The organism is Curtobacterium sp. B18 (assembly GCF_000333375.1).
Classification (GTDB): Bacteria; Actinomycetota; Actinomycetes; order Actinomycetales; family Microbacteriaceae; genus Curtobacterium.
Map to the genome: position 1 here is coordinate 1 of NZ_BACZ01000510.1, position 6,952 is coordinate 6,952.

At 72.2% G+C, this 6,952-nt stretch carries 7 protein-coding genes, 1 tRNA gene and 2 pseudogenes; 7 read left to right on the forward strand and 3 right to left on the reverse strand.

All coding sequences use genetic code 11. The annotated features are described in order from the left end of the window. The 3 genes and pseudogenes from I5E_RS25575 to I5E_RS13435 all read left to right on the forward strand — a co-directional run. Positions 1 to 1,186, forward strand: a pseudogene (locus I5E_RS25575) (hypothetical protein); the annotation flags it as partial. A gap of 9 nt (positions 1,187 to 1,195) precedes the next feature. Continuing rightward, entirely contained in the window at positions 1,196 to 1,756 is a 561-nt protein-coding gene (locus I5E_RS13430) for an ATPase AAA (protein ID WP_031262713.1), read from the forward strand. Between the two features lie 14 nt (positions 1,757 to 1,770). Beyond that, positions 1,771 to 1,843: transfer RNA gene (locus I5E_RS13435), tRNA-Arg, on the forward strand. 58 nt (positions 1,844 to 1,901) lie between these two features. On the opposite strand, the gene I5E_RS22800 is transcribed toward I5E_RS13435, so the two are convergent. Continuing rightward, complete coding sequence (locus I5E_RS22800) at positions 1,902 to 3,386, reverse strand: hypothetical protein (RefSeq protein WP_022907442.1); 1,485 nt, start codon at positions 3,384 to 3,386, stop codon at positions 1,902 to 1,904. Positions 3,387 to 3,486: 100 nt separating this feature from the next. Then, positions 3,487 to 3,753: a hypothetical protein gene (locus tag I5E_RS13445; protein WP_022907443.1), complete on the reverse strand. Its 267-nt coding sequence runs from the start codon at positions 3,751 to 3,753 to the stop codon at positions 3,487 to 3,489. A gap of 164 nt (positions 3,754 to 3,917) precedes the next feature. On the opposite strand from I5E_RS13445, the gene msrA reads away from it, so the two are divergent. From msrA to I5E_RS22805, 3 genes are all read left to right on the forward strand, one after another. Next, on the forward strand, positions 3,918 to 4,445 hold the full coding sequence (msrA, locus tag I5E_RS13450; protein ID WP_031262718.1) for a peptide-methionine (S)-S-oxide reductase MsrA: 528 nt from the start codon (positions 3,918 to 3,920) through the stop codon (positions 4,443 to 4,445). Positions 4,446 to 4,483: 38 nt separating this feature from the next. Then, on the forward strand, positions 4,484 to 4,687 hold the full coding sequence (locus I5E_RS13455; protein ID WP_022907445.1) for a hypothetical protein: 204 nt from the start codon (positions 4,484 to 4,486) through the stop codon (positions 4,685 to 4,687). Positions 4,688 to 4,807: 120 nt separating this feature from the next. Next, a complete protein-coding gene (locus I5E_RS22805; protein ID WP_022907446.1) occupies positions 4,808 to 5,437 on the forward strand; it encodes a single-stranded DNA-binding protein in 630 nt (209 codons plus the stop codon). Between the two features lie 28 nt (positions 5,438 to 5,465). Here the strand turns inward: I5E_RS22805 and I5E_RS13465 are convergent, their stop codons facing one another. After that, a complete protein-coding gene (locus I5E_RS13465; protein ID WP_022907447.1) occupies positions 5,466 to 6,188 on the reverse strand; it encodes a hypothetical protein in 723 nt (240 codons plus the stop codon). Positions 6,189 to 6,345: 157 nt separating this feature from the next. Between I5E_RS13465 and I5E_RS13470 the strand changes: the two are divergent. Beyond that, a pseudogene (locus tag I5E_RS13470) lies at positions 6,346 to 6,768 on the forward strand (ATP-binding cassette domain-containing protein); the annotation flags it as partial. Positions 6,769 to 6,952 lie beyond the last annotated feature (184 nt).

The window sequence follows — 6,952 nt, forward strand, 5'->3', positions numbered from 1 at the left end:
ATCCCGGTGGGTGGTGCTCGTGGCCGGGGTGGTGACGGCGGTGGCGTTGCTCGTGCCGGTGCGGTCGGGGTCCGCTGCCTGGGCTCCCGGCGCGGTGCGGAAGGCGGCCGGTGCGGAGCTGGTGGCGGCCGGTGCGGGTCCTGCCGCGGCCGGTGCTGCCGCGGCGGGTGCGGGGCCGGCGGCGGGTGCGGCGGCGGGTGCGGGTGCGGCGGCTTCCGGTGTGGGGCTGGCGGCCGGTGCGGGGCCGGCGGCAGGCGCGGGCGCGGCGGCGGGGCCGGCCGTGGCTGGTGCCGGGGCCTCGGCTGCTGTCGACGGGTGGGAGCGTGTGCCGCGGGTGATCGGCGAGCCCGGGTCCGACGTCACCCCCGCCCCCGCCGATCGTGGGCTGTCCGCCAGGTGGTCACGACCGGTCGGCAGCATCGTGGTGGTCGGCGCGGTCGTCACGGCGCTCCTCGGACCGACGGCGTACTCGATCGACACGGTGACGACCGCGCACACCGGTTCGCTGCCGTCGGCCGGGCCGACGGTCGCGGGCGCCGGCTTCGGCGGCGGCGGACGCGGCGGGTTCGGTGGCGGACGCGGTGGGTTCGGTGGTGGCGGGACCGCCGGTGGCGGGACCGCCGGTGGTGCGACCGGGACCAACGGTGGTGTTCCGGGAGGCGCGGGTGGCGCTGGCGGCACCGGTGGACCCGGAGGGGCGGGTGCGCCCGGCGGGACCGGCACCGGGACGGGTGGCGGCACCGGGACCGGCACCGCGCCGGGTGGCGGCACCGGGACGGGCACGGGTGCGGGTCGTGCGGGTGGTGGCGGGTTCGGCGGTGCCGGTGGGCTGCTCGGCGGATCGACCGAGATCTCCTCGACGCTGCGGAAGGCGCTCCTGGAGGACGCCGACGACTACACCTGGGTGGCTGCGACCATCGGGTCGAACAGCGCCGCGACCTACCAGCTCGCGACCGGCGCCTCGGTGATGCCGATCGGCGGCTTCAACGGCTCGGACCCGTCACCGACCCTCGCCGAGTTCGAGGCGGACGTGGCTGCGGGGAAGATCCACTACTTCATCGCTGGCAGCGTCGGGCAGTCGAACGGCGGCAGCGATGCGGCGTCGAAGATCTCGGCGTGGGTGGAGTCGAACTTCACCGCGTCGACCATCGGCGGGGTCACGGTCTACGACCTCACGGCGGGCTAGGGTCGAGGGGTGCTCGGAGCGGACGACCACCTCGACCCCGCGCCCCGTCGTGTCCTCGTCGCCGGCACCACGAGTGTCGGGAAGACCACCACGGCGGGGCGGATCGGCCGGGTCCTCGGCCTCCCGCACACCGAGATCGACTCGCTCTACCACGGGCCCGGCTGGGTCCCGCGGGACACCTTCGTCGCCGACGTCGAGCGGTACACGAGCGAACCCGCATGGGTGACGGAGTGGCAGTACACGTCCGTCCGGGCGATGCTGGCCGAGCGTGCGGACACGCTCGTGTGGATCGACCTGCCGACGGCCCAGGCACTCTGGCGGCTCCTGCGTCGGACGCTCCACCGTCGGTTCCGACGCATCGAGATGTGGAACGGCAACACCGAACCGTCGCTGTGGACGTTCTTCACCGACCGCGGGCACATCGTGCGGTGGGGCATCAGTACCCGCAACGACTCGCGCCGCCGAGTGCCGGCGCTCGTCGAGACCGCGCCGCACCTGCGCATCGTCCACCTGCGGTCGCAGCGGGAGGTCGACCGGTTCGTGCAGCACCTCGGCGAGGGTCGCGGATAGAATCGGGGCCGTCCGCCTCCGTAGCTCAGTGGATAGAGCAGGTGGTTTCTACCCACCGTGCCGCGGGTTCGATTCCTGCCGGGGGCACCCACGACGAAGGCCGCCGTCCATCGGGACGGCGGCCTTCGTGCGGTTCGAGGACCGCCTACTCGTCGTCGTCGGCAGCGCGGCGACGGAGCTCGCTCGCGCTGATCGGCTGGGTGTAGGGCGCCTCGGAGGTCTCGTCGGCGTCCGCGGGTTCGGCGGGGCCACCGGCGATGCGGGTCGGGATCGACCGGGTCTGCGCTGCGGTCGGGCCGTCGGCCGCGCGGGCGTCGCCACCCGTGGTGCGGTTGACGTGCGCGTCCGCCGAGGTCGGCTGCGCGACCGGCGGCGGGACGGGAGCGCCGGCGCCGCGGGCGGCAGGCTCCTGGTCGCCGGACTCGCCGACGTCGTTCGACCGCGCCCCGTTCGACCGCGCGTCGTCCGACCGCGTGTCGTTCCCACGGGCCGTCGGACCCGCGACGGGAGCGGCGCTGCCCGCTGCGGACCCGTCCGTCGAGGTCCCGCGTGCACCGGAGGGGCGGACGTCGTCCACCGCGTCCGCGTTGTCGGCGTCCGGAGCGCCGACGGAGCTCGGGTTCCGGCCGGAGACGGGGGAGGCGGGGGATCCGAGCGGCGCCCGCGTCGGGGCGCCGGCAGCGGGCCCGGCCCCGGCAGGCCGCGTGGCGTCGTCCCCGTACGCTCGGGTCGCGCCGTCGCCGTACGCTCGGGGCGCCCCGTCGCCGTACGCCCGGGTCGCGCCGTCGCCGTACGCGCGGGTCGCGCCGTCGCCGTACGCCCGCGTGGTGGTCGCGTCCGAGATCGGGGTCGTCCGGTTACTCGAGGTGTCCGAGATGGGGGTGGTCGCGTTCGGGTCGACCGGCGCGGAACCGCCGCGGGTCACCGAGAACCCGGCACCCGCCGACGGCGCAGACGTGCTCCCGGCACCGGCACCGGCAGCGGCACTCGGCGCGGGACGGAGCGAGGTCGTCGTCGGTGTCGGACGCTCGGCCGGAGCCGCCGCGGTCGAGCCGGAGTCGGCGGTGCGCGAGGCGCTCGCCTGGTCGGCGTTCCAGTCCTGTTGCCTGGTGATGAGTTCGGCGTCGGGATCGGGCGAGTCGAACTTCCAGCGCTCGAGGTCGCTCTTGAACAGCTTGCGCGCACGGTTCGGACGCGCCTGCCACTCGAGGATGCGGTCACGGAACTCGGCGAGGGACTGTTCGGCCTGGAAGCTGAACGTCGAGGAGTTCTTCTTGATGTCGGCGATCTCGTGCTGGGTCCAGTTCGCCGCGAGGGGCGCACCCGCGACGGGCAGCAGCCGCAGTCGGATGTCGGCGTCCTCGGCGAGGTGGTCCGCGTAGGCGCGCTCGTCGTGCCCGAGGGAACCCCAGGTCGCCGCCTTGCGTGCAGCCGAGACGATGCCCGCGACGGCCGCGTTCCGGGCTTCGCGTTCCTGCATCGTCACGACCCGCTTGGTCGCCCCGCGTCCGATGAGCGCCGCGACGATGCCCGCCACGACGATCGCGACGAACGGGATGAGCGCGCCGGAGATCACGCGCCAGCCGTCGTCGGACGAGATCCAGTCGCTCAGGTCGTTCCACCAGTTCATGCGCGCACCCTACTCACGGAACGGTCAGGTGTCGGGGAGGTCGGGCGGCGTTCCGCGGACCGGGTGTTCCCCGCGCGCTGGCCGATCCGCCGGCTCGGACTCATCCCCAGCGCAGGCAGTCGACCGCGTCGTCGGCCGACCACACGTTCGGGAGCTCGACGAAGCGCCGTTCGGTCGACACGTACCGCCGCGCGCGGTAGGCCGTGCCCCCGGCGACGTCCACGCGGTCCACGTACCCGACGATCTCCCCGTTCGCCCGGGTCACGCGGCTGAGGTCGTCGCGGACGTCGAGGATCCGGAGGTCGCCGCGCGAGCGGGCAACGGGTGCGGTGCGGATCCTGAGGACGGGTTCGTTCGTCGCCTGCATCGTCGTGCCTCCTGCTCGTCGGTGTGTGTCCGACGGTACGGCCGACCACCGACACGCCGGGCACCGTCGGGCGTTCTGTGCACGGGCATCGCGAGCGTGCGCATCGTGGAGGACCTGTGCCCCGGTCGCGGGTCGCTCAGAGGCGCGCGCGGTACGGTGACGCCATGACCACGTTCGTGCTCGCAGGTGGATGTTTCTGGTGTCTCGACGCCGTGTACCGCACGCTCCAGGGCGTGCAGGACGTGGTGTCGGGCTACGTCGGCGGGGCGGTGGCCGACCCGTCCTACGAGCTGGTCTGCACCGGCACGACCGGTCACGCCGAGGCCGTCGCGGTCACGTTCGACGAGGCGGTCATCCCGGCCGACGTCATCCTCGACGTGTTCTTCACGCTCCACGACCCGCGTCAGCTGAACCGGCAGGGCGCCGATGTCGGTACGCAGTACCGCTCGGCGATGTTCCCGGCGGACGACGAGCAGAAGGCGCTATTCGAGCGGGCGATCGCGCGCGCCTCGGACATCTGGGACGGCGGCATCGTGACGACCATCGAGCCGCTCGGTACCTTCTACCGTGCGGAGGAGTACCACCAGGACTTCTTCGCGAAGAACCCCGGTCAGGGCTACTGCCTCGCGGTGGCGCTGCCGAAGGTGAACAAGGTCCGCAAGGCCTACAGTCAGTACATCCTGGCGTCCTGAGACTCCGGACGTCGGGGCCACGAGGAGGTGGTCGAACGATGACGAACAACACCGGGACCTGGGTCGCGATCGGACCAGCGGGAGCGGTCGGCAGCATCCACCGAGCCGACGGGGGATTCCGCGTCGAGCTCTACGGGCGGAGCGCGGGTGGCGGGACGTACCCGTCCCTCGAGTCGGCGAAGGGCGCGGTGCACGCGGCCCTCGGCCCGCTGGCGGACCGTCCGGAGTTCCGCGCGCACTGACCGCGTTCCGGCCAGGAGGCGCGGGGGACTCGTCCTCCACAGCGCACCTCTCCGAGTCGACCAGTCACAGATCGAGCCCCGGGCCGCTTGCGCGGCCCGGGGCTCGATGACGATCGACCCATGAACGACACCATCACCGTCTGCGGGATCATCGCCACCGAGCCGCGTCACCTCGTGACCGACACCGGCATCGCCATCACGAGCATGCGCCTCGCCTCGCCCTCCCGACGCTGGGACCGGACGACCTCCACCTGGAGCAACGGCGCCACGAACTGGTACACCGTCACCGCCTTCCGTTCGCTCGCGGCCAACGTGCACCGCTCCCTGAAGAAGGGGGACCGCATCGTCGTCACCGGCCGCATCCGCATCCGCACGTGGGAGCGCGACGGCCGGGGCGGGACGTCCGTCGAGATCGACGCCGAGGCGCTCGGGCACGACCTCGCGTGGGGCATCAGCAACTGGGTCCGCGTCCCGCGCCACGCGGGGGAGTCCTCCGCGGCTCCGGGCAGCACCCCCGCGATCGTCTCCGTCGTGGACCCGGTCACGGGTGAGGTCGGCGCCGTCCCCACCGACGACGGCCCCGGGCCGGACCACCGGGTCGGACCGGACCACCAGGGCGAACCGGACGCCGTCGAGGAGCTCCCGGACGGCGCCGAGGCGGCCCGCCACACGGCGGCGATCCTCGACCACCCGTTCGACGCGGTCGGCGACGACCCGACGGTGGACGGCGACGAGCGTGCCGCGGCCTGAACCGGCACCCGCCGCCGTCCGGGCGGGGCTACCGCCAGTTCTGCGCGATCATCGCGATGCCGGCGACCTCGGTCGTGTCCCAGTTGCCACCCCGCGGGAGGCCCGAGACACGGCCGTCGATCGAGAAGCTCGCGCCCTGGACCTTCGGGCTGTTCGTCTGCTTCGCCTTGAGGCCGTGGAACGTGAAGCTCGTGTCCCACTTGCCGGCGAGCCCGGTGCGGCCCGACGAGTCGCCGACCTTGATCGAGATGTCGTTGACCTGCGAGTGCACCACGTCCCCGTTGACGCGGGCGTTCGCCTCGGCGTTGAAGAACAGCCGTCCGTCGAGGTTCAGGGCGATCGTGCCGACCGTGCGGTTGTTGAGGATGACCGACGCGACGTCGTTCTTGTACCAGCGCAGCCCGACCGAGGTCTTGCTGTGCGACGCGCCGCCCATGTAGCCGTACGTGAACTTGCCGTTCTGCACGCGCTCCCAGATGAACCGCGGCTGCCCCTTGCTCACGGTCGACGCGGTGTCCGACTGGATCCCCACGGCGAAGGCGTTGTTGTGGGCGTCGTGGACGTTGATGTAGGACGAGTACCCGGTGCCGGACCCGTTCTCCACGAGGTGCGCCGTGTACTGCACGTAGGGGCTGCCGTGCGGGACGGGCGACGCCGCCGAGGCAGCGCTCGCCGGCGCCAAGAGCGCGACGGTGAGCGCGGTGGCACCCGCGATGGGGAGCGCGAGGCGGCGCAGACGCTTGGTGAACATGACCTGATCCTCTCCGGTGGTCGGACGACCCTGCTCCCGGTGCGGAGCGGGGAAACCGTACGTCGAAGTCGGCGAGCGCAACAGCCCCCGTGCGGGATACGGCGAACCGACGGCACGGCAGACGCGGGACCCGCACTGTCAGTACACTTGGCGCGATATGGCTGAGTACATCTACCAGATGGTCCGCGCCCGCAAGGCGGTCGGCGACAAGCTGATCCTCGACGACGTCACGATGTCGTTCCTCCCCGGCGCCAAGATCGGTGTCGTCGGGCCGAACGGTGCGGGCAAGTCGACGATCCTGAAGATCATGGCGGGTCTCGACCAGCCGTCCAACGGCGAGGCGAAGCTCACACCGGGCTTCACCGTCGGCATCCTCATGCAGGAGCCGGAGCTCGACGAGACCAAGACGGTGCTCGAGAACGTGCAGGAGGGCGTCGGCGAGATCCACGCCAAGATCACGCGCTTCAACGAGATCTCCGCGCTGATGGCCGAGCCGGACGCCGACTTCGACGCACTGCTCGCCGAGATGGGCACGCTGCAGGAGGAGATCGACGCGGCGGACGCGTGGGACCTCGACTCAACACGTCATGAACTTCGCAAGTCCGGGTGCATAATGAAGGCAAGGTGAGATCGACTCATGGGGAGGGTCTAATGGTTTCAGAAGAACAGCTCGGGCGATGGACCGGACCGTCAAGTCCGACGGAAAAAGAGGTCATGACCCCCACCGAGTCCGGGTTCGCGACGCTCCCCCTCGTCGGCGGGCT

Bases quoted from the DNA above. Each gene is read 5' to 3' on its own strand.
- I5E_RS22805 (WP_022907446.1), top strand. From the start codon at position 4,808: ATGAACGACACCATCACCGTCTGCGGGATCATCGCCACCGAGCCGCGT.
- msrA (WP_031262718.1), top strand. From the start codon at position 3,918: ATGACCACGTTCGTGCTCGCAGGTGGATGTTTCTGGTGTCTCGACGCC.
- I5E_RS13445 (WP_022907443.1), bottom strand. From the start codon at position 3,753: ATGCAGGCGACGAACGAACCCGTCCTCAGGATCCGCACCGCACCCGTT.
- I5E_RS22800 (WP_022907442.1), bottom strand. From the start codon at position 3,386: ATGAACTGGTGGAACGACCTGAGCGACTGGATCTCGTCCGACGACGGC.
- I5E_RS13455 (WP_022907445.1), top strand. From the start codon at position 4,484: ATGACGAACAACACCGGGACCTGGGTCGCGATCGGACCAGCGGGAGCG.
- I5E_RS13465 (WP_022907447.1), bottom strand. From the start codon at position 6,188: ATGTTCACCAAGCGTCTGCGCCGCCTCGCGCTCCCCATCGCGGGTGCC.